This is a genomic window from Citrobacter sp. Cpo012, from assembly GCF_030333015.1.
Taxonomy (GTDB): Bacteria; Pseudomonadota; Gammaproteobacteria; order Enterobacterales; family Enterobacteriaceae; genus Citrobacter; species Citrobacter portucalensis.
Genome location: NZ_JAOWGR010000037.1, coordinates 553,908 through 577,700 on the forward strand (window position 1 = coordinate 553,908; position 23,793 = coordinate 577,700).

Annotated in this window: 20 protein-coding genes and 1 pseudogene; 12 read left to right on the top strand and 9 right to left on the bottom strand. The window is 51.0% G+C overall.

Annotated features, from left to right (window positions below; all coding sequences use genetic code 11):
* Positions 1–64: 64 nt before the first annotated feature.
* The gene (gene cybB / locus OGX90_RS12525) at positions 65–595 is read right to left on the bottom strand and encodes a cytochrome b561 (RefSeq protein ID WP_008784870.1); all 531 of its coding nucleotides are present in this window, start codon (positions 593–595) and stop codon (positions 65–67) included.
* A 189-nt stretch (positions 596–784) separates the two neighbouring features.
* On the opposite strand from cybB, the gene gap reads away from it, so the two are divergent.
* Both gap and OGX90_RS12535 read left to right on the top strand, forming a co-directional pair.
* Positions 785–1,786 (top strand): type I glyceraldehyde-3-phosphate dehydrogenase, encoded by a 1,002-nt coding sequence (gene gap, locus OGX90_RS12530; protein ID WP_111465516.1) that lies wholly within the window; start codon positions 785–787, stop codon positions 1,784–1,786.
* 126 nt (positions 1,787–1,912) lie between these two features.
* Positions 1,913–2,839: an alpha/beta hydrolase gene (locus OGX90_RS12535; RefSeq protein WP_060682157.1), complete on the top strand. Its 927-nt coding sequence runs from the start codon at positions 1,913–1,915 to the stop codon at positions 2,837–2,839.
* A gap of 41 nt (positions 2,840–2,880) precedes the next feature.
* On the opposite strand, the gene aldA is transcribed toward OGX90_RS12535, so the two are convergent.
* From aldA to hrpA, 3 genes are all read right to left on the bottom strand, one after another.
* The gene (aldA, locus tag OGX90_RS12540) at positions 2,881–4,320 is read right to left on the bottom strand and encodes an aldehyde dehydrogenase (RefSeq protein ID WP_286623981.1); all 1,440 of its coding nucleotides are present in this window, start codon (positions 4,318–4,320) and stop codon (positions 2,881–2,883) included.
* A 199-nt stretch (positions 4,321–4,519) separates the two neighbouring features.
* The gene (locus OGX90_RS12545; RefSeq protein WP_071446313.1) at positions 4,520–5,311 is read right to left on the bottom strand and encodes a YdcF family protein; all 792 of its coding nucleotides are present in this window, start codon (positions 5,309–5,311) and stop codon (positions 4,520–4,522) included.
* Between the two features lie 85 nt (positions 5,312–5,396).
* Positions 5,397–9,299, bottom strand: a complete 3,903-nt coding sequence (hrpA, locus tag OGX90_RS12550) for an ATP-dependent RNA helicase HrpA (RefSeq protein ID WP_267441849.1) — start codon at positions 9,297–9,299, stop codon at positions 5,397–5,399.
* 201 nt (positions 9,300–9,500) lie between these two features.
* Between hrpA and azoR the strand changes: the two genes are divergently transcribed.
* On the top strand, positions 9,501–10,106 hold the full coding sequence (gene azoR / locus OGX90_RS12555) for an FMN-dependent NADH-azoreductase (protein WP_003020341.1): 606 nt from the start codon (positions 9,501–9,503) through the stop codon (positions 10,104–10,106).
* 42 nt (positions 10,107–10,148) lie between these two features.
* Here azoR and OGX90_RS12560 read toward each other — a convergent pair whose 3' ends face one another.
* From OGX90_RS12560 to OGX90_RS12575, 4 genes are all read right to left on the bottom strand, one after another.
* Complete coding sequence (locus OGX90_RS12560) at positions 10,149–10,340, bottom strand: hypothetical protein (protein WP_008784880.1); 192 nt, start codon at positions 10,338–10,340, stop codon at positions 10,149–10,151.
* A 124-nt stretch (positions 10,341–10,464) separates the two neighbouring features.
* Positions 10,465–10,791 (bottom strand): YdbL family probable chaperone protein, encoded by a 327-nt coding sequence (locus tag OGX90_RS12565; RefSeq protein ID WP_208744859.1) that lies wholly within the window; start codon positions 10,789–10,791, stop codon positions 10,465–10,467.
* Positions 10,792–10,798: 7 nt separating this feature from the next.
* The gene (locus OGX90_RS12570; RefSeq protein ID WP_008784882.1) at positions 10,799–10,990 is read right to left on the bottom strand and encodes a YnbE family lipoprotein; all 192 of its coding nucleotides are present in this window, start codon (positions 10,988–10,990) and stop codon (positions 10,799–10,801) included.
* Positions 10,987–13,626, bottom strand: a complete 2,640-nt coding sequence (locus OGX90_RS12575) for a YdbH family protein (protein ID WP_286573580.1) — start codon at positions 13,624–13,626, stop codon at positions 10,987–10,989. Before OGX90_RS12575 ends, OGX90_RS12570 begins: the two co-directional genes overlap by 4 nt.
* A gap of 616 nt (positions 13,627–14,242) precedes the next feature.
* Here OGX90_RS12575 and OGX90_RS12580 point away from each other — a divergent pair.
* The gene (locus OGX90_RS12580; protein ID WP_003833196.1) at positions 14,243–15,232 is read left to right on the top strand and encodes a 2-hydroxyacid dehydrogenase; all 990 of its coding nucleotides are present in this window, start codon (positions 14,243–14,245) and stop codon (positions 15,230–15,232) included.
* A gap of 112 nt (positions 15,233–15,344) precedes the next feature.
* Complete coding sequence (hslJ, locus tag OGX90_RS12585) at positions 15,345–15,761, top strand: heat shock protein HslJ (protein ID WP_008784884.1); 417 nt, start codon at positions 15,345–15,347, stop codon at positions 15,759–15,761.
* 13 nt (positions 15,762–15,774) lie between these two features.
* Here hslJ and OGX90_RS12590 read toward each other — a convergent pair whose 3' ends face one another.
* Positions 15,775–16,041 carry a putative hemolysin gene (locus OGX90_RS12590; RefSeq protein WP_003833199.1) on the bottom strand — a complete coding sequence of 89 codons (267 nt, stop codon included), beginning with the start codon at positions 16,039–16,041 and terminating at the stop codon, positions 15,775–15,777.
* Positions 16,042–16,315: 274 nt separating this feature from the next.
* Between OGX90_RS12590 and nifJ the strand changes: the two genes are divergently transcribed.
* From nifJ to OGX90_RS12625, 7 genes and pseudogenes are all read left to right on the top strand, one after another.
* Positions 16,316–19,840, top strand: a complete 3,525-nt coding sequence (nifJ, locus tag OGX90_RS12595; RefSeq protein WP_234691979.1) for a pyruvate:ferredoxin (flavodoxin) oxidoreductase — start codon at positions 16,316–16,318, stop codon at positions 19,838–19,840.
* A gap of 367 nt (positions 19,841–20,207) precedes the next feature.
* Positions 20,208–21,347: a porin OmpC gene (ompC, locus tag OGX90_RS12600; RefSeq protein WP_128611628.1), complete on the top strand. Its 1,140-nt coding sequence runs from the start codon at positions 20,208–20,210 to the stop codon at positions 21,345–21,347.
* Between the two features lie 146 nt (positions 21,348–21,493).
* Positions 21,494–21,706: a KTSC domain-containing protein gene (locus tag OGX90_RS12605; protein WP_003833205.1), complete on the top strand. Its 213-nt coding sequence runs from the start codon at positions 21,494–21,496 to the stop codon at positions 21,704–21,706.
* An 81-nt stretch (positions 21,707–21,787) separates the two neighbouring features.
* Positions 21,788–22,222 carry a universal stress protein UspF gene (gene uspF / locus OGX90_RS12610; protein WP_003833207.1) on the top strand — a complete coding sequence of 145 codons (435 nt, stop codon included), beginning with the start codon at positions 21,788–21,790 and terminating at the stop codon, positions 22,220–22,222.
* Positions 22,223–22,385: 163 nt separating this feature from the next.
* On the top strand, positions 22,386–22,643 hold the full coding sequence (locus OGX90_RS12615; protein ID WP_139762107.1) for a hypothetical protein: 258 nt from the start codon (positions 22,386–22,388) through the stop codon (positions 22,641–22,643).
* A gap of 321 nt (positions 22,644–22,964) precedes the next feature.
* The gene (locus tag OGX90_RS12620; RefSeq protein ID WP_032943565.1) at positions 22,965–23,207 is read left to right on the top strand and encodes a DinI family protein; all 243 of its coding nucleotides are present in this window, start codon (positions 22,965–22,967) and stop codon (positions 23,205–23,207) included.
* 321 nt (positions 23,208–23,528) lie between these two features.
* A pseudogene (locus tag OGX90_RS12625) lies at positions 23,529–23,792 on the top strand (tyrosine-type recombinase/integrase); the annotation flags it as partial.
* Position 23,793 lies beyond the last annotated feature (1 nt).

The following is a 23,793-nucleotide window of genomic DNA, read 5'->3' on the forward strand; positions in this document are numbered from 1 at the left end:
AATGCACCTTACTCAGTTGGATGTCCAACTTTTGGGGTGCAGTCCAATTTTGCGGGGCGTTATATCAGGAGCGTTTACGCGGCATCATGCGCAACAGCGTATTATCCTTCCAGAAATAGTGATGCATCAGGGCGGCAACGGCATGCAGACCAATAACAAAATAACCCAGGTTTGCCAGCGTCACGTGCCAGGACTTCAGCATATCCACTAAATCAAAGTTAGCCTCTGCCGCATGCGGCATAACGATGCCGAATGCAATCCACGGATTACCCCGGTTGTACATCATCACCAGCCCAATAATAGGCAGCACAATAAACAACAGATAGATAACCAGATGCCCCAGATGCGCCATGCCGGTCATCATTGGCTTTGGTTTTGGCACAATCGGCGGTGCCGGATATTTCAGCCTGACCAGCAGACGCGCCACCATCAGCGTTAATATCGTGATACCACAGGATACGTGCACCATGTTGAATAAGGGACGATAGCTGCGCGGGAAAAATCCGCGAAACTCCATGGCGCTATAGGCCACAATAACTAACAAAAAGACCAGCCAGTGAATACCGATTTGCAGGCCAGAATACTTATTCCCCATAACACTTCCTGAATAAAAACAATAATGCGTCAACATAACGGGCTTTTGTTAAAAATTCATTAACTTTTGTTCACCCATTTTCAGTCGCTTACGCTTAACCGCAAGAACCGCTATTGCCGAGGATGCCTGTCTGGACTAAGCCTGGTAAGGAAAATATGTCGTACCGCCTCATCCTGACAGGAGAAAACCATGAGTAAAATTGGCATTAACGGTTTTGGTCGTATCGGTCGTCTGGTATTGCGTCGGCTACTGGAAGTCAAAAGCAACGTGGAGGTTGTGGCCATAAATGACCTCACCTCGCCCAAAATTCTCGCCTATCTGTTAAAGCACGATTCAAACTACGGCCCGTTTCCCTGGAGCATCGACTTTACCGAAGACGCGCTGATTGTCGACGGTAAAAAAATCGCGGTTTACGCAGAAAAAGAGGCCAAAAATATTCCGTGGAAAACCACTGGCGCTGAGATAATCATCGAATGCACCGGTTTTTATACCTCGACAGAAAAAGCCAACGCGCACCTGGATGCAGGGGCCAAAAAAGTGCTGATATCCGCCCCGGCTGGCGACATGAAGACCATTGTCTTTAACGTCAACGACGACACAATGGATGCGAACGATCGGATTATCTCGGTCGCATCGTGCACCACCAACTGCCTGGCACCGATGGCGAAAGCGCTGCACGATAGCTTCGGTATTCAGCTTGGCACTATGACCACCATCCACGCCTACACGGGAACGCAGTCGCTGGTTGATGGTCCACGCGGGAAAGATCTGCGCGCCTCGCGGGCAGCAGCAGAGAACATCATTCCCCATACCACTGGTGCCGCCAAGGCCATTGGTCTGGTTATTCCGGCGTTGAGCGGAAAATTAAAAGGCCATGCCCAGCGTGTTCCGGTGAAAACAGGATCTGTCACGGAACTGGTATCGATATTGGGGAAAAAAGTCACTGCTGAAGAGGTCAACAACGCGCTGAAAAAAACCACGCAAAATAATGAGTCGTTTGGTTATACCGACGAGGAAATCGTCTCGTCAGATGTCATTGGTTCGCATTTCGGTTCGGTATTTGATGCAACACAAACCGAGATTACCGAAGTTGGCGATCTGCAACTGGTAAAAACCGTCGCCTGGTACGATAACGAATACGGTTTTGTCACCCAGCTTATTCGTACGCTGGATAAATTTATCAAGCTCTAATGTTCTGGCGGAGGCCTGCCTCCGCCCTCTTTCATTTCCCGCGAATTCAATACGTTGTGAGTCTCTCCCCGTTTTCGATTCACTGACTGTGCTATAGCTAACCTTTGCCACTGAGGGAGCATAGTAATGGAAGCACTGAGTCGTGAAACGTTAGAAAACATGATGGAGCAAGCCGTTGCCCACGCAACCACCGTCTCATTCTGGCCGCAGAGTGAAGCCCCCGGAGCAAAAAACAGCGATGCGGTCTTTACGCCAGAACCCCGACATACAGGAACATCTCAGTATGATCGTGCGGCCACCGGCATTCGTGCCCCGGAAATTACCGTTTATGCCCCCGAAAAACCTAACGGCACAGGGATCCTTGTTACTCCTGGCGGCTCTTATCGTCGCGTGGTGATGGATAAAGAAGGCAGCGCACTGGCACCGTTCTTTAACGCCCGCGGTTATACCCTGTTTGTGATGACCTACCGCATGCCGGGTGATGGCCATGAGGAAGGTGCAAACGCGCCGCTGGCCGATGCCCAGCGCGCCATGCGCTACATTCGCGCCAACGCCCATGAATGGAAAATTAACCCTGATCGTATCGGTGTGTTGGGCTTCTCTTCCGGTGGTCACGTAGCCGCCAGCCTGGGAACCCGGTTTGCCGAACCGGTTTATACACCGATTGATAGCATAGACGAGCAACCAACGCGTCCTGCGTTCATGGCGTTGGTCTACCCGGTGATTACTCTGCGCGAAGACATCGGTCACCCGGGCTCTCGTCTTGAGCTGGTTGGCGCTACGCCAGAAAAGGAAGATCTGCGCCACTATTCTCTGGAAGAGCGAGTGGATAACACAACGCCGCCGACATTCCTGCTACACGCCATCGACGATCCGGCGGTGAAAGTAGAAAACAGCCTGGTTTTCTTTAATGCGCTACGTGGGCTGGGCGTTCCGGTCGAAATGCATCTGTTTGAACGCGGTAAGCACGGGTTTGGTATTCGCGATGCGCAAGGGTTACCGCTGGCCATCTGGCCGGAAATGATGATGAACTGGATCGCCACCAAAGTGTGAGAATTGCGCCGGGTGGCGTACAGGTTCACCCGACGAAAAACTTAAGACTGCAAATACACTACCTGTGTTTGCAGGTATTCATTCAGACCGTGTTTACCATCTGCCCCGCCAATCCCGGACTTGCGCCAGCCAGCGTGGAAGCCCTGCATCGCCTCGAAGTTTTCGCGATTAATATAGGTTTCGCCAAACTTCAGCCCCTTAATCGCCTTCATTGCCGTATTCAGATTCTGCGTATAGATCGATGAGGTCAGTCCGTAGTCGCTGTCATTGGCCATCGTCAGCGCCTGTTCCAGCGTATCAAATGCCACCACCGGCAGCACCGGACCAAACGTCTCCTCGTGCATAATCGCCATATCCTGGCGCACGTCTAACAGTAACGTCGGCGGATAGTAATAACCTTTACCGGCAACGGCTTTACCACCCAGCACCACACGGGCGCCTTCCTGCACCGCTCGCTCGACTTTTTGCTCTACACGCGCCAGCGCAGCGGCATTAATCAGCGGCCCCATCGCAATGTCATTGCGTTCGGCCGGATTGCCAAACTGCACGGCTTTCATCGCCTCACCCAGACGATTAACGAACTGGTCATAGATACCTTTCTGAACGTATACGCGCTCGGCACAGTTGCATACCTGTCCGGTATTGATCACCCGCGAGTCAACAATAGCCTTCACCGCCAGCTCAAGGTCAGCATCTTCCATCACGATAGCCGGGGCCTTACCACCCAACTCCAGACAAACTTTGGTGATGTTTTTGGCAGCGGCGGCCATAATTTTCTCACCCGCACCGACGCTACCGGTCATGCTCACCATGGCGACCTTCGGGTTTCCGGCCAGCTCCTGCCCGACCGTTTCACCGCGTCCCAACACCAGGTTAAAGACTCCGCGCGGTAAACCAATGTCATCAACAATTTTGGCAAAGGCGATGGCGTTATTCGGTGTGAATTCACTCGGCTTAATAACGATGGTATTTCCCGTCAGCAAGGCGGGAGCCAGTTTGCGGGCAATCAGGAAAAACGGGAAGTTCCACGGCAGAATGCCCGTCGTCACGCCCAGTGCACGCTTAAACAGCAGGATATTCTCACCCGGACGATCGCTTTGCAGGATCTCGCCTTCATAGCGACGCGCCCACTCCGCCATGTAATCGATATAATCGGCGGTAAACGCGACTTCAACGTCAGCCAGTTGTTGAGTTTTTCCACCTTCCGCCACAATCAACGCGCTGATTTCATCGGCTCGCTGGCGGATACCTGTAGAAATTTTGCGTAACCAGTTTGCCCGTTCAATGGCAGGCAACGCTTCCCATTGCGGCTGAGCGCGATCCGCGGCATCGATCGCTTTACGCGCATCTTCGGCACGCCCATCGGGAATACGCGAGATAATCTCTTCCGTGGCCGGATTGACGACATCAATCCAGGCGTCATCGTGCCAGGTCACAAACTGCCCATCGATATACATAGGATGTTGTACGGGTACTGACATACGGCTCTCCTGTGATTGATTTGTTTTTAACAAGTAAAACTATTGTTAATTAATATCAATCATGCATGACGCATTATCGCTGGAGTGGCGGTTCTGTGAACTGCTTCATAAAAGCGTCTGGAAAAGTAAGAATAAAGAGAAAAACCAGGTGGGATTTCTGCCCGTTTGCCGTAAAACGCCGACAAACGGGCAGCAAGAATTACAGAGAACGGCTCTCCAGTAAGTCGGTCAGCGCGGTATCATTTTTTAGCTGCTGCCAGGCTTGCTCGACGTCCTGAGGAATATCGACATGTACGATAAAATCGTGTCCACAGGGCCCGTAGCCGGTTGCATCATCACGCAGACGCGGAAGTTCACCGGTAATGAGAGAAAGATAGCGTTCTACCGGCCACAGACCTTCTGCGGCGGGCACAAAATCCACGCCGTTGTGCTGTTGGGCCAGTTCAGGGATGAAACCAGGGAAACTCAACCAGCGCGGCGCATGCGGTTCATCGCGGGTGACGCGCTGAAACGTGGCCATTGTGCGGCGTTGCATAGTGGGATCCTGCACCACAATGACGGTATGAATACTTTCTGCCGCCTGATTCAGTAATGCACAGCTAAACCGGGCATTCTCACCGCAGTTTGTCGACTGATCTTCCACCCAAATTTTCTCACCCGGAATTTGCCAGAACTGGTGAGCAATATCGGCAAGGATCGCCGCTTCCGCGCGTCCGGTAGTACGAATGATGCTATAACGCGGATGCTGGGCAATCGCATCATACAGAAAGCGCGTGGAATGACCGATACCACCGCTAATCAGCAAGGGAACCTGTTGCTCTTTCGCGATCCGACAGGCGGCGTCGATGGTAGGAATAACCGCGTTTCCTGCCAGAATCACGCAATCTGACTGAACGGTGATATTCCCCGTAAAATCATTCTGCGCCAGCCATCGCCCTACGGTATTGATAGCCGCAAGGGTGGTTGCGGAAAGTGTCGGAAACTGACTCATATTGATGACTCCTGGTGTTTATCTTTACCGGGTACAGATGCCGGATGGCGGCTACGCTTCATCCGGCCTACGGCCCTGTACCGATTTATCCCGAAATCTGCTCCATCGCCTGCAGAATACGTTTATCGGAGATCGGATACGGCGTACCAAGCTGCTGGGCAAAATAGCTGACGCGCAGCTCTTCTATCATCCAGCGGATCTCTTTGACATCGGCATCTTGACGGCGCGCGGGAGGCAGTTTATTGAACCACTGCTGCCAGGCCTGCTGCACACTGTCCACTTTCAGCATCTGTGCACGGTCACGGTGCGGGTCGATAGCCAGTTTTTCCAGACGTTTTTCAATAGCCTGCAAATAACGCAACGTATCGCCCAAGCGTTTGAAACCATTGCCGGTAACAAACCCGCGATACACCAGTCCGCCCATTTGCGATTTGATATCCGCGAGACCCAGCGCCATGGTCATATCCACACGCCCTTTCAGACGTTTATTGATATTAAACACTGCGGTCAGGATCTGTTCGACCTGCTTCGCAATCTCCGCCACCGTATCGTTCAGTTCAGCCCGCACTTTTTCATGCAGCGCGGTAAAGCCTTCTTCAGTCCACACCGGGCCACCGTTGGCGTCAATTAACTGATCCACACCGCAGGAGATACAGTCGTCAATCAAATCCAGAACTTTACCGTATGGGTTAAAGTACAGCCCCAGCTTGGCTTTATTGGGCAGTTTCTCGTGCAAGTATTTGATTGGCGAAGGAATATTCAGCAGCAACAGGCGGCGTAAACCACACCACATCGCCTGCTGTTGCTCCAGTGGGTTATCAAACAGTTTGATGGCGACGCTGTCACGCTCATCCACCAGCGCTGGCCATGCTTTGACCTTATAGTTACCGCGTTTTTGTTCGTAACTTTCCGGAAGTTGACCGAAGCTCCAGATGTGCAACCCACTCTGTTCGATGCCGTCATCCGCCACCGCAGACAATGTTTCCTGAACTTTACCCTTCAGCGCATCCTTCAAATCTTGCAGCGAACGTCCTTCCTGTAGCTTCTTATTTTTATCATCCACCACCCGGAAGGTGATTTTTAGGTGATCGGGCACCTGATCCCAGTGCCAGTCTTCACGGTCAACGGTAACGCCGGTCATGCGGCGCAGTTCACGCTCCAGCGAGTCCAGCAGCGGCAGTTCCAGCGGTGTGACGCGGCCTAAAAACGCTTCCGCATAGTTCGGCGCGGGCACAAAGTTGCGTCGTACCGGTTTTGGCAACGACTTAATCAGGGCGATCACCAGTTCGCGGCGCAGCCCCGGGATTTGCCATTCAAAACCGCTTTCTTCGATCTGATTAAGCAGCGGGAGTGGAATATGTACGGTCACACCGTCCGCATCGGCTCCAGGTTCGAACTGGTAGCTCAGGCGCAGCTTAAGGTTACCCTGATGCCAGAAGTTCGGATAATCCAGCTTACTGATTTTCTCCGCACCCTCTTTGATGAGCATGCTCTTTTCAAAGTTGAGCAGATCCGGTGTTTCACGGCTGACCTTTTTCCACCAGCTATCAAAGTGACGAGCAGAAACCACGTCATGGCTGATGCGTTGGTCGTAAAACTCAAACAGCGTCTCATCATCGACCAGAATGTCGCGACGGCGTGATTTGTGTTCTAACTCTTCCACTTCAGCCCGTAACTTCAGATTGTCACGGAAAAACGCATGGCGCGTTTGCCAGTCGCCTTCCACCAGCGCATGACGAATGAACAGTTCACGCGACAACGCGGGATCGATCTGGCTGTAATTTACCTTACGGGCCGCAACAATCGGTAAGCCGTAGACAGTGACTTTTTCTGTCGCCATCACAGCACCCTGCGCGCGTTCCCAGTGCGGTTCACTGTATGAACGTTTGATCAGATGCTGGGCTACCGGTTCCACCCATTCGGGATCGATACGCGCGGCAATACGTCCCCACAGGCGGCTGGTTTCCACCAGCTCGGCGACCATCGTCCACTTCGGCGGTTTTTTGAATAAACCTGAACCCGGGAAGATCGAGAAGCGAGCGTTACGCGCCCCGGTAAACTCCTGTTTATCGGTATCTTTCATCCCGATGTGCGACAGTAAACCGGTCAGCAACGCGACGTGGATCTCCCGATATTCAGCGGGTTCGCTGTTGACCGGAATACCCAACTCTTTCACCACCTGGCGCAGTTGCGTGTAGATATCCTGCCACTCACGCACGCGCAGGTAGTTCAGAAAATCAAGTTTGCACTGGCGACGGAACTGGTTTGACGACAGCGCTTTTTGCTGCTCGCCGAGATAGTTCCACAGGTTCACAAATGCAAGAAAATCAGACTCTTTGTCATGGAAGCGGCGGTGCTTCTCGTCGGAAGCTTGCTGCTTGTCCATCGGGCGCTCGCGCGGATCCTGAATGGACAGCGCTGAGGTGATGATCATCGCTTCGCGCACACAACCATGTTTTTGTGCTTCCAGCACCATTCGCGCCAGCCGTGGGTCTACCGGAAGTTGCGACAACTGACGGCCCAACGGCGTTAACTTGTATGCAGTTGCCTGTTCGTCGGTGGTTATCGCCCCCAGCTCTTCGAGCAGGCGTACACCGTCCTGAATATTGCGCTTATCCGGCGCTTCAACAAACGGGAACGCCGCGATATCGCCCAGCCCCAACGCGGTCATCTGCAAAATAACGGATGCCAGGTTGGTACGCAGGATCTCCGGGTCGGTAAACTCCGGGCGCGACAGGAAATCGTCTTCGGAATACAGACGAATACAGATCCCTTCCGAAACACGACCGCAGCGACCTTTACGCTGGTTAGCAGAGGCCTGCGACACCGGTTCAATCGGCAAGCGCTGAACTTTGGTGCGGTAACTGTAACGGCTGATACGCGCGGTGCCCGGGTCAATTACGTATTTGATTCCCGGAACGGTCAGCGACGTTTCCGCCACGTTGGTCGCCAGCACGATACGGCGACCGCTGTGCGACTGGAACACGCGGTTCTGTTCGCTGTTTGAAAGACGCGCATACAGCGGTAGCACTTCGGTATGGCGCAAATCCAGCTTATTCAGCGCATCGGCGGTATCGCGAATTTCACGTTCGCCGCTCATGAAGATCAGAATGTCGCCAGGCCCTTCACGCCCCAGTTCATCTACGGCATCAAAAATTGCCTGCAGTTGGTCACGCTCAGTGTCATCTGCATCTTCAACAATTGGACGATAGCGCACTTCCACCGGATACGTTCGGCCGGAGACTTCGATAATCGGCGCGTTATTGAAATGCTTTGAAAAACGTTCAGGATCGATGGTCGCCGAAGTGATGATAATTTTTAGATCCGGGCGACGCGGTAGAAGTTCTTTCAGATAGCCGAGTAGAAAATCGATATTCAGACTGCGTTCATGCGCTTCATCGATGATGATGGTGTCGTACTGCATTAGCAGCCGATCCTGTTGGATTTCTGCCAGCAGGATACCGTCCGTCATCAGCTTGACCATGGTGTTATCACTGACATGATCACTGAAACGAACCTTATAACCGATACAGCCGCCCGGCTCGGTCTGCAGCTCTTCCGCAATACGGTTCGCCACGGTGCGCGCCGCCAGACGACGCGGCTGGGTATGGCCTATCAGCCCTTTTACCCCGCGCCCCAGTTCCATACATATTTTGGGTAACTGGGTGGTTTTCCCCGAACCGGTCTCACCGGCGACAATCACCACCTGATGGTCGCGGATTGCCTCCAGAATATCCTGTTTTTTCTGGCTGACGGGCAGGTTTTCCGGGTAGCGGATTTCCGGACGCGCCGCTTCACGCAGCACAACTTTACCGGCTGCCAGCTCAATCTCTTTCGCCATCTCCTGGTAAATGGCCTGTTGTGCATCAGGATTTTTAACCTTCTTCACACCGTGCAGGCGGCGGGCAAAACGCTGTCTGTCACGCAGCATCATTGAGTCCAGCTGTTGCTGCAACATGTTGAAGGTTAATTTTTGTTGTTCTGTCATAGCGTTAAAAGGCAGTGCTCTGCCGGGTTAAATCTCTTTTAGATGATGGGTATAGAGTACCACATCGGCGCTTTTCATGTGTTGTTCAATAATTTCGAACATAGGATTCGATATATTGCGCTATCACTGCGACAGGATTGTGAATAAAGTGTCAACAAGCAACGGGGCACTACCCCTTCAAACACATAAAAGGAAACACCCATGAGCAAGGTATTAGTTCTTAAATCCAGTATTCTGGCAGGGTACTCTCAGTCTGGTCAGTTGTCTGATTATTTTGTTGAACAGTGGCGTGAAAAGCACTCTGCTGATGAAATCACTGTCCGCGACCTGGCTGCAAATCCTGTACCGGTACTGGATGGCGAACTGGTGGGTGCGATGCGCCCGAGCGATACACCGCTGACGCCGCGTCAGCAAGAAGCGCTGGCGCTTTCCGATGAGCTGATTGCTGAGCTGAAAGCGCATGATGTGATTGTTATCGCCGCGCCGATGTACAACTTCAACATCCCAACGCAGCTGAAAAACTACTTTGACCTGATTGCCCGTGCAGGTGTAACTTTCCGTTATACCGAGAAAGGCCCGGAAGGTCTGGTGACAGGTAAACGCGCGGTGGTGCTGACCAGCCGTGGTGGTATCCATAAAGACACACCAACCGACCTGATCACGCCGTACCTGAACGTATTCCTGGGCTTTATCGGCATCACCGACGTGAATGTCGTCTTTGCTGAAGGTATTGCTTACGGCCCGGAAGTGGCGTCTAAAGCACAGTCCGATGCGAAAGCCGCTATCGACAGCGTGGTAGCTGCCTGATAATTCCCCCTCTCACCATCCGGTGGGAGGGTTTCTCCACACTTACTTCTTTCCCTGCATCTGTATCTGTTTGCCGTGAATGCGATTAATATCACGCCAGATGGTTGCATAATCCCTGCATTTCGCCAGATTCTCTTCCCAGCAATGAAGCAAAAATTGTTCAGGCTCCGCGACATCCCGGCTTAACAGCTTGAATACCCAACGATTCCAGACATACCACTTGAGAAGCCACATGATTTCATCCCACGACGCGACCGGTGTTGGACTATACCAGCATCCATTTTATGCCGTGTGGCAACTATTGCGATGTCGATGAATAATCCAGCGTCGTGTCCCTCTGGCTGTGTGAAAAAGCGATTTACTCTTTTCTCAACCACTTACCATTAATACCCTGCACATACTCTCCCGGTTTAGCACGAGCAACCAGCTTTTGCCCGGCCATTTTTGCCACTTCATCTGGAGGAATATTATTGCTCTCAGCCAGTTGCTGATAGCTGGCGTTGCGCGCTTTATTAATCTCACTCACCAGCGCCTGCGTTTCGGCATCGGTTTTCAATGCAACCAGATAGCCATTGAGCGTTTCCCCTACTCGCCCCTGAGTTCTGGCTTCATTCAGGGTCAATGCCCACGTATTGTTGCTGAGTAAACTTAGGACGACCAGCGCCACTGCAAACTGTTTTCTCATCATGACCTCAGAACAAATCGCTGCGCGATTTCAATAAACTTTCGACGTCTTTATCAACTTTGATATGGATCTCATGCTCGATTTTGACGTTCATATTAATGGTGATGGGCTCTTTTGGCGCAGCCACTTCGATTCTGGGAGTACACCCTACCAGCAGAGATGAAGTCAGCAGACCCAGCATGGCAGCTATCGTTTTCATTGTTGTTCCTCACATTCCTTGCCTTCCGGGCAATGGGTTTCCGGCAGCGCTGCATTTTGTTCAAGCCATGCCTGTAAATTGTCGCCAAAACGCAAACTGCGCCATAGCGTAAAGACGTTTTCCTCGTGGGTATAATTCAAATTAACCGTACCTACTTTGCCATCTACCCGACTATTGCCAGTCACGGTTGACTGCATGGTTAAGACACCGAGGTTATCCAGATTTATTTTCGTCCACGAATGGCTTATTTCCATATAACGCAGCCAGTTAATGGCCGCCCCCGCCGCCATGTTATCTTTGACGACCGCATCCGCTGTGTCCTTATCAATACGCAACGTCATCGGTCCTGGATTAGTCAACCAGCCGTCTTTAATGATCCATTTTTCGTTATCCAGCCATAATGGCAACGCGCCACTGACCGGGCCAGACATGGCGAACTGTTTGGGGTTAACTGCACTGATAAGCTCGCTGGAAGAGATATTCTGCACCCGCAATAAGGCCGGGTCGTGCTGCGGCATCCGCAGTTGCTGCATGATGATTTTGCCACCCAGCAGGTCGGCACTGACATCGCTCAACAGTAACGGGTTGTTTTCACTCCAGGGGTACGCCCCCTGCAGATCGGCGGCGATATTCTTCACCGTCACCTGATTCACCACTTCCGCAATACGCAGTGAAATAGGTCCACGCGTACCCAGTTGCCATGCGCCTTCACTGAACCGGAAAGGCAATACAAAATCGACACCGTTGATTTGGTTATCGGGCATCCAGGCGCTACCGCCTTTTAACACCCCATGACCGCCTGCTTCAAAGCCCTGCTCCGGGGCTGCCGAAAACGCGACTTGCGCATACAGATCACCTTCACGTAGCTTCATTTTCCAGTCAGGTGGAACCAGAGGTTGGAATACGGTGAGCGATTGTTTTGGCCACCATGCCTGTCCGCGCAGACGGATACCGTCCCAACGACCATTCAGCTGTACGGGCCCAATCGCCCCCGCGTGAAGCTGGCCTTTGAACTGGAAAATTGTCGGATCGCTACCTTCCACGCTGAACTTCAGCGTCGATGGTGGTAACACGCTTCCCCCGGTGAAGGTGGTGTTTCCTGCGTCCAGCGACAGCGCGCCGCTAAATGTCGGTTTGGTTGCATCCCGCACCCAAACTATCGGTTCGTCCATCACCAGACGCGGATTTTCCACCTTCATCGTGCCGTATTGCAGATGATCAAATCCGGTAGAAAGATCAAATAGCTTCAGAGTGTTGTCATGCCATTCTCCCTTACCCGCTACGTCCCAACGGGCATGCATCGGCGTAAAGCTGCCTTCCCCCCAATATCGCCACTGCCAACGACCGGCATCAGGAAGAAAATCATTTGCCAGGCCATCCAGATGCAGTTCAAAGCCCCCCATCTGGTTTTCATGCGCACGTAAAATAGCCTGCAGACGCCCATCCACACCACGTTGCGTGACTTTTACGCCTGCCAGCGGCCAGCGAATCTCGTCAATATCCAGCGAATCAATCAACCGTCCACGTGAGCGCAGCAGCGCCCCTGGCTCGAAAGCCAATTGCGGATCGTTCAGACTTCCAGTGAGTCTGGCGGGTAATTTCGCGTAGAAGATCAGATCGCCCTGTTTCGCTTCACCGGTCAACTGTAGCGGCATATCGCTACTATCCATGCCAAGCTTACCTGGCCCCAGCGTTAATACGGCGTTTCCTTTACCGGCATCGCCATGCGTCAGAACGTTCAGACGCCCGCTCACCACCGCGTTTTCCAGTCCGGCCTGCCAGTTTTCAACTTTTATGCCCAACCGCCCGCTTAACGGGAATCCCTGATAAGGCCAGTTCCAGCGTCCGTCGCTGATGGTCAGTTGCTGGCGTGTTATTTCCCACGGAAGGTCCAGCAGCGGATCGGCATTATCACGCGCCATGACAATCAGTTGTCCGCTGTTTTCTTGCCACTCCAGTTCGGCGTCCACAAGCGTAGGCTCTTGCGGCAGACTTAACGTCGCAACCGCATGACCGCTTACCGGTAGCCCATCGGGAACCAGTGGCATAGTAAATTCACCGACCAGTTTTACCGGCGGCTGGCCTTCAAATGCCGCAACATCCAGCTCAGTTACCGTGAGGTTTTGCCCGTGCAAACGCCCCTGAAATTTAACTTTTTCACCCTGGTAACGCAGCTGTTGAGTAGCGGGAGTGAGCGAGAGTGACAGTTTTCCCTGCCATTCCTGCCATGGAGAAAGAATAAGTTTGTCGATGTTAATCCAGGTATTGGGCAGCATTGACTGCCATTCAGCCAGCGTTTTAGGCGCTGCTGGCGACGGCTCTGCCTGCGGCAATTTGGCCAGGCAAGCTGAATCCAACTCAATGGTCCCGACATTCAGCGACCAGCGGCTGGGGTGAGACAGATCCGCCTGAGTGATGCGTGCTAGCGGGCAATCTTCAACCAGATAGCGGAGTTCAGGTATATGCAACCCATGCCGTGTCAGCCGCGGGCTCTCATCCAGCGCGATGCGTGTTCCAACGGGTAACCAGATACCCACCAACGTAGGCACCCACAGGCCAAGCGTCATCACTAGCGTCAGCGGCACGAGAATCAATAATAAGAGGAGTGCCAGAACGGCTTTATATTTACCCTTCATGGGTAGTTAATATCCTGATTTAGCAAAAATTTAAGCCGGTTTAGGCCTGTATTGTGGCATGTTTAACTGGATATGCCCACATTAAGGATAGATAACCGATTTCTAGGCACGCTGTTACACGTGCCGTCTGGGATATTAAGATTCAGACTCAATGAGGCCTAAGTTGTCCATCGCTATGTTTAGGTCCGATACGACCTGCTTCTATCAGAATTTCCTCAATGAGTTCTTCGAGGCACTCCCTACCATGATGATCGCAGACCAGATGTACCTGCCGGGAAATCTCATCAGGTTTCATACCATCGCATAATGCCGCCTTGAGCATTAGGGTGGCCCATCGTTTTGCTTCAGAGTGAGTCAGCATAACCCCTCCCGATAATTGCTACCTGTATAAGCGTAGCTGTCCGGATGTGATTCGGCTGGCTTTTTACCTGCCGCGATATTCAGGTGTTGAGTTGGATAGAAAAATATCCAGTTGTTGAAATTGTGTAACCTGCCCACACTAACAACAGATGCGCTGACATTATTCATTACGCCTATGACTATCAATAACTTTTTAGATTTTGTAAAATAATTTGAATTGGATTAATGTGACGTCAAAATCACTGGAGAAAGTCTTATGAAACTCGCCATCTATAGTACAAAACAGTACGACAAGAAGTATCTGCAGCAGGTTAACGAGGCTTTTGGTTTTGAACTTGAATTCTTTGACTTTCTGTTGACGGAAAAAACAGCGAAAACCGCCCATGGCTGTGAAGCTGTGTGCATTTTCGTCAACGACGATGGCAGCCGCCCCGTTCTGGAAGAACTGAAAAAGCATGGCGTGAAATACATTGCGCTGCGTTGTGCCGGGTTCAATAACGTCGATCTCGACGCAGCAAAAGAGCTGGGTCTGCAGGTGGTGCGTGTTCCAGCTTATTCACCAGAGGCCGTCGCTGAGCATGCGATTGGCATGATGATGACGCTGAATCGCCGAATTCACCGCGCCTACCAGCGTACCCGTGATGCCAATTTCTCTCTTGAGGGGCTGACCGGTTTTACTATGTATGGCAAAACCGCTGGGGTGATCGGTACCGGTAAAATCGGTATTGCTGCACTGCGGATCCTGAAAGGTTTTGGTATGCGTCTGCTGGCGTTCGATCCTTACCCGAGCGCTGCTGCGCTGGAGCTAGGCGTTGAATATGTCGATCTTAAAACGCTGTTTGCCGAGTCAGATGTCATCTCTCTGCACTGCCCGTTAACACCGGAGAATTATCATCTGCTCAATCACGAAGCCTTTGAACAGATGAAAAACGGCGTGATGGTCATTAACACCAGTCGTGGTGCATTGATCGACTCACAAGCCGCTATCGATGCGCTGAAAAACCAGAAAATTGGTTCTCTGGGTATGGACGTGTATGAGAACGAACGCGATCTGTTCTTTGAAGATAAATCTAATGACGTCATTCAGGATGATGTATTCCGTCGTCTCTCAGCCTGTCATAACGTGTTGTTCACCGGACATCAGGCATTCCTGACAGCTGAAGCGTTGACCAGTATTTCTGAGACTACGCTACAGAATCTGGCCCAAATCTCCAAAGGCGAGACCTGTCCAAACGCCCTCTTCTAATTCCTGTGCTCCCCTGGCGTCAGGGGAGCATTTTCAGACAATCACCGATGATAAATCATTCAGTATCATTATTATATTGAATGTATTCCCGTCACAAACGTAGAGAAATTTAATGAAGAACGTTGTCACGTTGATTGCGCTCAGCATGCTGATGGCTGGCTGTGTGAGCAATGGAAAAGTTTCCGTCAATCGCGAACAGTTGCAGCATCACCGCTTCGTTTTGCAAAGCGTGAATGGTAAAGCCGTCACCGCCACCAACCCACCTGAGTTAAGTTTTGGCGAAAACATGACGGTATCAGGAAAGATGTGTAATCAATTCCACGGTCAGGGCAAGCTGTCCGACGGTGAGTTGAAGGTAAAAGATATGGCGATGACACGTATGATGTGCGCCGATCCACAGCTTAACGCGCTCGACGGGATCGTCAGCGAAATGTTTAAGCAAGGCGCACAGGTCGATCTGACTGCTGACCAGTTAACGCTGGCGACAGCAGAACAAACGCTGACGTATAAACTCGCGGATTTAATGTAGGAAACGTGGTGGCTTAATAGCTCCCACAACTTCCGGCGGCAAGCGACTGCTCACTACAGCGTTTGCCGTTGGGTAGCGCACACATCCCGATAGCAGAACCATCCAGTTGACGAGCAACAGAGAGCGAACCGCCAATCATGGCGCAATTAGCTTCTCCTGAACTGGACATTGCTGCCTTCATGCCCGGTGCGACATGCGCGGCGGTTGCCTGCTGAACAGGTTCGCTGCTACAAGCCGATAATAATAACGCGGCACACCCTACCCAAAACGCTGCGCGCATCTTACTCCCCTCTGAATATTAACCAAACGACACAGCCATAAATAATAGGCAGCGGAAACACCGCCGTCGAGAGGCAAAATACGCATTTATGCGTACTGTTTACATTTTCTGGCAATTTTTTGCCGGCTCCTTTGATCAAACCATTCATTCTGTTTATTCCGGGGACACAAAAGCGAAAATCTGTCTTTAGCGCTTTTGCTAAAATAGAAAGATAACTACAGGATTCGCCGCTGTTACGCGTGTCCCTCTTTTTGCGCAATGTAAGGGTGTCAGTATGATCACAATTGACGGTAATGGTGCGGTTGCTTCAGTCGCATTTCGTACCAGCGAGGTTATCGCCATCTACCCGATTACGCCCAGTTCGACGATGGCTGAACAGGCAGATGCCTGGGCCGGGAACGGGCTTAAGAACGTGTGGGGGGATACCCCTCGCGTCGTAGAAATGCAGTCAGAAGGCGGCGCGATCGCAACCGTTCATGGCGCGTTGCAGACCGGTGCGCTCTCTACGTCGTTTACCTCATCGCAGGGCCTGTTGCTGATGATCCCAACGCTGTACAAACTGGCCGGTCAGTTGACCCCGTTTGTACTGCACGTTGCGGCTCGTACAATTGCAACTCACGCATTATCGATCTTTGGCGATCATTCCGACGTGATGGCGGTGCGCCAGACAGGATGTGCGATGCTGTGTGCCAGCAGCGTTCAGGAGGCACAGGACTTTGCGCTGATTTCGCAAATAGCCACCCTGAAAAGCCGGGTTCCGTTTATTCATTTCTTTGATGGTTTCCGTACATCCCATGAAATCAATAAAATTGTGCCACTGGCAGACGACACGATCCTCGGACTGATGCCGCAGGCGGAAATCGATGCTCATCGCGCTCGGGCGCTTAATCCTGAGCATCCGGTTATTCGCGGTACGTCTGCGAACCCGGACACCTATTTCCAGTCACGCGAGGCAACAAACCCGTGGTACAACGCGGTTTACGATCATGTAGAACAGGCGATGAACGATTTCGCCGCGGCGACAGGTCGCCAGTACCAGCCATTTGAATATTACGGCCATCCTCATGCTGAGCGCGTCATTATCTTAATGGGCTCGGCGATTGGAACCTGCGAAGAAGTCGTTGAAGAACTGCTGGCGCATGGCGAGAAAGTCGGCGTTCTGAAAGTGCGTCTGTTCCGTCCATTCTCTGCCAGACATTTACTGCGCGCGCTGCCGGAAACCGTACGCAGCATCGCCGTCCTGGATCGCACCAAAGAGCCTGGCGCACAGGCAGAACCGTTGTATCTGGACGTGATGACCGCGTTAGCAGAAGCCTTCAACTGTGGCGAGCGAGAAACGCTGCCGCGCGTGATTGGCGGACGTTATGGCCTTTCTTCCAAAGAGTTTGGTCCAGACTGCGTGATGGCGGTCTTTAATGAGCTGAACAGCGCGAAGCCGAAACCTCGCTTTACGGTCGGCATCTATGATGATGTCACCAACTTGTCGCTACCGTTACCGGAAAACACCCTGCCCGGTACGGCTAAGCTCGAAGCGCTGTTTTACGGGCTGGGCAGCGACGGTAGCGTGTCAGCCACCAAAAACAACATCAAAATTATTGGTAACTCGACGCCATGGTATGCGCAGGGTTATTTCGTCTACGACTCGAAAAAAGCAGGCGGTCTGACGGTTTCCCACCTGCGCGTCAGCGAGCAGCCTATTCGATCAGCGTATCTGGTTTCACAAGCCGATTTTGTTGGCTGTCACCAGCTGCAATTTATCGATAAGTATCAGATGGCCGAGCGCCTGAAACCAGGCGGTATCTTCCTGCTTAATACGCCATACAGTGTGGATGAAGTCTGGGGTCGTCTGCCACAGGAAGTTCAGGCGGTACTGAATCAGAAGAAAGCCAGTTTCTACGTGATTAATGCGGCCAAAATCGCCCGCGAATGCGGTCTGGCAGCGCGTATTAATACCGTTATGCAAATGGCCTTCTTCCATTTGACGCAAATCTTACCCGGCGACAGCGCGTTGGCTGAATTGCAGGGGGCGATTGCGAAAAGTTACAGCAGTAAAGGACAGGACCTGGTTGAGCGTAACTGGCAGGCTCTGGCCCTGGCGCGCGAATCCGTCGCCGAAGTAGCACTCCAGCCGGTTGATCCGCACAGCGCAAACCGACCACCGGTGGTTTCTGATGCCGCACCTGATTTCGTGAAAACCGTCACCGCGGCAATGCTCGCCGGTCTGGGTGATGCCCTCCCCGTATCAGCGTTGCCGCCAGACGGCACCTGGCCAATGGGCACCACGCGTTGGGAAAAACGTAATATCGCCGAAGAGATCCCCATCTGGAAGGAAGAATTGTGTACCCAGTGTAACCACTGCGTTGCCGCGTGCCCGCACTCGGCAATCCGCGCCAAAGTGGTTTCACCTGAAGCGATGGAAAACGCCCCTGCCAGTCTGCATTCTTTGGATGTGAAATCACGCGATATGCGCGGTCAGAAGTATGTCCTGCAGGTTGCACCAGAGGATTGCACTGGCTGTAATCTGTGTGTCGAAGTTTGCCCGGCAAAAGATCGCCAAAACCCGGAAATCAAGGCCATCAATATGATGTCGCGTCTTGAGCATGTTGAAGAAGAAAAAGTTAACTATGACTTCTTCCTCAATCTGCCGGAGATCGACCGCAGCAAGCTTGAACGCATTGATATCCGTACCTCGCAGTTAATCACTCCGCTGTTTGAATATTCCGGCGCCTGTTCTGGTTGTGGTGAAACGCCGTATATCAAACTGCTTACGCAGCTGTATGGCGACCGCATGCTGATCGCTAACGCGACCGGCTGTTCATCGATTTATGGCGGTAACCTCCCTTCAACGCCATATACGACCGATGCCAATGGTCGTGGACCTGCGTGGGCAAACTCTCTGTTCGAAGATAACGCCGAGTTTGGTCTGGGCTTCCGCCTGACGGTGGATCAACACCGTGTGCGCGTCATGCGTTTGCTGGAACAGTTTGCGGATAATATTCCGGCTGAACTGAATGACGCTCTTCATGCTGAAGCGACGCCAGAAGTACGCCGTGAGCAAGTTGCTGCGCTGCGCCAGCATCTGAAAGATGTCGAAGGTGCACAGCAACTGTTAACCGATGCCGACGCGCTGGTCGAAAAGTCCATCTGGCTGATTGGCGGCGATGGCTGGGCTTACGATATTGGTTTTGGCGGGTTGGATCACGTCCTGAGTCTCACCGAGAACGTCAATATTCTGGTACTGGATACCCAGTGTTACTCCAACACGGGTGGACAAGCGTCGAAAGCCACGCCGCTTGGGGCGGTTACCAAGTTTGGTGAGCATGGCAAGCGCAAGGCTCGCAAAGATCTTGGCGTCAGCATGATGATGTACGGACATGTTTATGTCGCACAGATTTCTCTGGGCGCCCAGTTGAATCAGACGGTCAAAGCTATCCAGGAAGCTGAATCCTACCCCGGCCCGTCGCTGATTATCGCGTATAGCCCATGTGAGGAGCATGGCTATGACCTCGCGCTAAGCCACGATCAGATGCGTCAACTCACGGCTACCGGATTCTGGCCGCTGTACCGCTTTGACCCACGCCGAGCAGACGAAGGTAAGCTGCCGCTGGCGCTCGACTCGCGCCCACCGTCAGATGCGCTGGCCGAAACATTGCTTAACGAGCAGCGTTTCCGCCGCCTGAACGCCCAACAGCCAGAAGTTGCAGAACAGCTGTGGAAGGATGCGACGGCTGATTTGCAAAAACGCTACGACTTCCTGGCCCAACTGGCAGGCAAAGCGGAAAAGAGCGGTACCGAATAATACGTTTTTCTCAGTATTAGCCCGGAACCAAAAAAAAAGCCCGAACAGTTGTTCGGGCTTGTCAATTTATTCGCTGGCTAATTAATAAGTGTCATCAATATACCAACGAAAAATAAAACGTGACAATAAAGGCATATAACACGCGCAGAATAGCCCAACAAAATTCAATTGTATAATTTTTATTTTATATATATTTTCATTAACTCATTCATGTAAACTATCACTATTTCCGTAGAATTATTTGTTTAAGGTTTTACTTAAGACGTAACAATTCATATTTATCTCTTTACGGAACTTCTCCTTTAGCATGCTTTTACTCCCTACATGGGTAGTCACAGGTTAATAAAAAAACTAAAGGATTATTTCAATGAACAGAAAAGTACTGGCTCTCGTAATTCCTGCCCTGCTGGCTGCAGGCGCTGCTCACGCTGCTGAAGTTTATAATAAAGACGGCAACAAATTAGATCTCTATGGCAAAGTAGACGGCCTGCATTATTTCTCTGACGACGCTAACAGCGATGGCGATCAGACTTATATGCGTATGGGTTTCAAAGGCGAAACACAGGTTAATGATATGATCACCGGTTATGGCCAGTGGGAATATCAGGTTCAGGCCAACGGCACCGAAGGTGATAAAGGCGACTCCTGGACTCGTCTGGCATTCGCAGGTATTAAAGTCGGCGACTACGGTTCATTCGACTACGGTCGTAACTACGGCGTTATGTACGACGTAGAAGGTTGGACCGATATGCTGCCAGAATTCGGTGGCGACTCTTACACCAAAGCTGACAACTTCATGACCGGTCGTGCAAACGGTGTTGCAACCTACCGTAACACCGACTTCTTTGGTCTGGTTGACGGTCTGAACGTTGCACTGCAGTACCAGGGTGCGAACGAAAATCAGTCACCAGAGCAAGAAGGCACCAATAACGGTGGCGACGATCGTAACATGAAGAACTCTAACGGTGACGGCTTCGGTATCTCCTCTACCTACGATCTGGGTATGGGCGTAAGCTTCGGTGCGGCATACACCTCTTCTGACCGTACTAATGAGCAGGTAAACCATTCTACCGCAGGTGGTGATAAGGCTGACGCATGGACTGCTGGTCTGAAATACGACGCCAACAATATCTACCTGGCAACCATGTACTCTGAAACCCGCAATATGACCCCGTATGGCGGCTCAGATGGTCACGACAATACTATTGCCAACAAAACCCAGAACTTTGAAGTCACTGCACAGTACCAGTTCGACTTCGGTCTGCGTCCGGAAGTTTCTTTCCTGATGTCTAAAGGTAAAGATCTGGGTGTAAACGGATCAGACGGCGACAAGGATCTGGTTAAATATGCCTCCGTAGGTGCCACTTATTACTTCAACAAAAACTTCTCCACCTACGTTGATTACAAAATCAACCTGCTGGATGAAGATGATAGTTTCTACAATAAAGATCACAATGACATCTCTACCGATGACACTGTAGCACTGGGTATGGTTTACCAGTTCTAAGTTCGTCAGCCCGCTGGCAACGGCGGGCTCTCTTTACGCTCTAATAACTCTGTTTTATCCAGATCAAAACATTATATCTGTTGCGTTAAAACACATCTCTGATAGATGATATCTTGCATTAAGGTCTGTAGTAGAGGATACCTGCAATGAATCATCATCCTGTAAAATCATCCCGTATTGCATCCGTCGGCTATGACGAATCCTCTTGCACGCTAGAAATTCGCTTTCACCAGTTGGCTACCCTGCAATATCAACAGGTCCCTGCCCGTATTTTTCGTGATTTCCTGATCGTGGTCTCTAAAGGCCGATTTTACGATGGGGTAATAAAAGGCAAATTTCCTGAAATCAAAATAAAGTGATGCCAAAATGTGATCGTTGTCATTGTACATAAAGTGCCATTACGCGGTAAGCTTTAGGTGGATACTTAAACAGGAGGTTTTATGAACAGAACGATTCTTGTACCCATCGATATTTCAGACTCAGAATTAACTCAACGCGTTATTGCCCATGTTGAAGCAGAAGCAAAGATTGACGATGCGCAGGTTCATTTTTTGACCGTCATTCCGTCATTGCCCTATTACGCTTCCCTGGGACTGGCCTACTCGGCAGAGTTACCGGCCATGGACGATCTGAAAGCCGAAGCGAAATCTCAACTGGAAGAGATTATCAAGAAGTTCAATATCCCAACGGACAGAGTGCACGTTCATGTCGCAGAAGGTGCGCCGAAAGACAAGATTCTGGAGATCGCTAAAAAATTACCGGCTGATATGGTCATTATTGCCTCACACCGACCTGACATCACCACCTACCTGCTGGGCTCTAACGCCGCGGCTGTAGTGCGTCACGCGGAGTGTTCGGTACTGGTAGTCCGCTAAACTTTCTGGCCCGCACATCGTTGCGGGCTTTTTGTTTCTACGCCTTATCCCCCACGATTCCTGTCTTAAATGTGCGGACATTTTTCCCGCCAGAACATTCAGCACGTTGCCGCAAAAGGCAAACTTACTTGTTCCTTTATTAAGCGCCTGTAGTTTCAGTTTTATGAAATTTGATAATGATCCACTTGTGCAAGCAACCTACGCCCCTAATGCGACAAAATCTACAGTTTTTGCCGCAGGTGGAAAACCAGATAGTGAGAAAAATATTCTGGAAATCAATGGGACTTGCATCAACTACACCTTAAGAAAAGATGCAGAGACAATGCCTTTTTATGTGGCATTCGATAAGAATGGGAATAAAAAACATTTTGGCTATATCTCCTGCCAACAGGCGAGAGATAGGGGAATATTTAGCCAATAAGGAAGAATCCTGGCAAGGAGCCATTTAAACAACCCGTTAAGCAATGAGAGTATCATTACTATTTTTTAAATGAGGATATTCAAAAAGAATAAATCGGCCCGCAAAAAGATATATTACATAATGGACCCTATGTTTCTACGCATCTTTCCTACATGACTATCCTAAATGACAGATCGATGCACAGATAATATCGATGGTAAGGTTCCCGCTTTCCTGCGTTGATGTATCGCTACATCGCGACAACATTACGTCCTCTCTTGAAACCCAGGTAAAAACAGAGTATATATACTGTATATATATACAGCAAAAGAGCGATGAGCAATGTTCGTGGAACTCGTTTATGACAAAAGGAATTTTGATGGTCTGCCCGGCGCAAAAGATATTATTCTCGGCGAATTGACCAAGAGGGTTCATCGGATCTTCCCCGATGCTGAAGTTCGGGTTAAACCGATGATGACACTTCCGGCGATCAACACTGACGCCAGCAAGCATGAAAAAGAACAGATAAGCCGAACGGTTCAAGAAATGTTTGAAGAGGCTGATATGTGGCTGGTTTCAGATTAAGCACCTTGAATCGTCATATTGCTTAAGTACCATCCGCTGTGACTGGCAATCATTCAATACTCGCACTATCGGACGTTTGCCGGTCGGCCGCAGCCATGCTCTTGCATACGGCATGGTTGCGGCAGTTTGCCACACCCTGCGTTTTTCGCTCCCTGACATTGCTCGTTGATAGTTCAGAACTGAATTATCTGTCGGTAAGTTGCTCCACAATTTTCTTCAGCGCTTCAATATCTGCTTTCAACTGATTAATTGCTTCCTGTCCGGGGCTATGTACCTTTATCCAATCATGCTGTTCGCTGTTTATTCTGGTCTGGTCACGAAGAGCAAAAATCTTACTACTCTATGAGTAGCATAGGTGCCAGATAGAACTCAGCTGTAAAACGTGCTGGTATTCGTCGCCGTAATCCGTACCATACGCGGCATGCTTTTGCCTGCTGGCTGTAATCGGCTGGAGCGAACCCATCATTTATAGCTAATCAGATGGGGCATGAAAACGCGCAAATAGTGTACGACGTCTACAGTACATGGATTGAAGAAATGAATGACGATCGGGTTGCAATGTTGAATAGCCAACTAGCCCTGTGAT

Coding starts and splice junctions, on each gene's coding strand:
- cybB (WP_008784870.1), bottom strand. CDS start 595: ATGGGGAATAAGTATTCTGGCCTGCAAATCGGTATTCACTGGCTGGTC.
- gap (WP_111465516.1), top strand. CDS start 785: ATGAGTAAAATTGGCATTAACGGTTTTGGTCGTATCGGTCGTCTGGTA.
- OGX90_RS12535 (WP_060682157.1), top strand. CDS start 1,913: ATGGAAGCACTGAGTCGTGAAACGTTAGAAAACATGATGGAGCAAGCC.
- aldA (WP_286623981.1), bottom strand. CDS start 4,320: ATGTCAGTACCCGTACAACATCCTATGTATATCGATGGGCAGTTTGTG.
- OGX90_RS12545 (WP_071446313.1), bottom strand. CDS start 5,311: ATGAGTCAGTTTCCGACACTTTCCGCAACCACCCTTGCGGCTATCAAT.
- hrpA (WP_267441849.1), bottom strand. CDS start 9,299: ATGACAGAACAACAAAAATTAACCTTCAACATGTTGCAGCAACAGCTG.
- azoR (WP_003020341.1), top strand. CDS start 9,501: ATGAGCAAGGTATTAGTTCTTAAATCCAGTATTCTGGCAGGGTACTCT.
- OGX90_RS12560 (WP_008784880.1), bottom strand. CDS start 10,340: ATGTGGCTTCTCAAGTGGTATGTCTGGAATCGTTGGGTATTCAAGCTG.
- OGX90_RS12565 (WP_208744859.1), bottom strand. CDS start 10,791: ATGAGAAAACAGTTTGCAGTGGCGCTGGTCGTCCTAAGTTTACTCAGC.
- OGX90_RS12570 (WP_008784882.1), bottom strand. CDS start 10,990: ATGAAAACGATAGCTGCCATGCTGGGTCTGCTGACTTCATCTCTGCTG.
- OGX90_RS12575 (WP_286573580.1), bottom strand. CDS start 13,626: ATGAAGGGTAAATATAAAGCCGTTCTGGCACTCCTCTTATTATTGATT.
- OGX90_RS12580 (WP_003833196.1), top strand. CDS start 14,243: ATGAAACTCGCCATCTATAGTACAAAACAGTACGACAAGAAGTATCTG.
- hslJ (WP_008784884.1), top strand. CDS start 15,345: ATGAAGAACGTTGTCACGTTGATTGCGCTCAGCATGCTGATGGCTGGC.
- OGX90_RS12590 (WP_003833199.1), bottom strand. CDS start 16,041: ATGCGCGCAGCGTTTTGGGTAGGGTGTGCCGCGTTATTATTATCGGCT.
- nifJ (WP_234691979.1), top strand. CDS start 16,316: ATGATCACAATTGACGGTAATGGTGCGGTTGCTTCAGTCGCATTTCGT.
- ompC (WP_128611628.1), top strand. CDS start 20,208: ATGAACAGAAAAGTACTGGCTCTCGTAATTCCTGCCCTGCTGGCTGCA.
- OGX90_RS12605 (WP_003833205.1), top strand. CDS start 21,494: ATGAATCATCATCCTGTAAAATCATCCCGTATTGCATCCGTCGGCTAT.
- uspF (WP_003833207.1), top strand. CDS start 21,788: ATGAACAGAACGATTCTTGTACCCATCGATATTTCAGACTCAGAATTA.
- OGX90_RS12615 (WP_139762107.1), top strand. CDS start 22,386: ATGAAATTTGATAATGATCCACTTGTGCAAGCAACCTACGCCCCTAAT.
- OGX90_RS12620 (WP_032943565.1), top strand. CDS start 22,965: ATGTTCGTGGAACTCGTTTATGACAAAAGGAATTTTGATGGTCTGCCC.